General features: G+C 32.9%; 1 tRNA gene. It reads right to left on the bottom strand.

The annotated features are described in order from the left end of the window. Nucleotides 1-227: 227 nt before the first annotated feature. Nucleotides 228-303, bottom strand: a tRNA-Val gene (locus KO502_RS11860). Nucleotides 304-371 lie beyond the last annotated feature (68 nt).

Genomic DNA, 371 nt, shown 5'->3' with positions numbered 1-371 from the left:
GAAAGGAACGTAGGATTTAGGGATTTTAACTAGTACAGGTGATCAGTAATTTAACGGACTTGGTATTAAATACAGGGAAACTTAAAATAAATAAAATATAAAAATGATGCCGCTACGGCACTCTAAACAATGATTCGAGAGTGGTTATAACGAATAAAAAGTGCTTAAATTAGATTATTTAATAATTTTATTATGAATATAAAAGAAATATAGATGAAGGATAAAGATGGTGGACGATACTGGGCTTGAACCAGTGACCCCCGCCTTGTAAGGGCGGTGCTCTCCCAACTGAGCTAATCGTCCATTTGGTTTTAATTCTTTATGGAAAGAATGTCTCATTTTATTTAATAGGTTTTAAATAAAATGGTGGA

The sequence above is a fragment of the Colwellia sp. E2M01 genome (assembly GCF_018860585.1).
GTDB lineage: Bacteria > Pseudomonadota > Gammaproteobacteria > Enterobacterales > Alteromonadaceae > Colwellia.
Note: the sequence above shows the minus strand (reverse complement) of the source record. Positions and strands in the feature narration are given on the sequence as shown.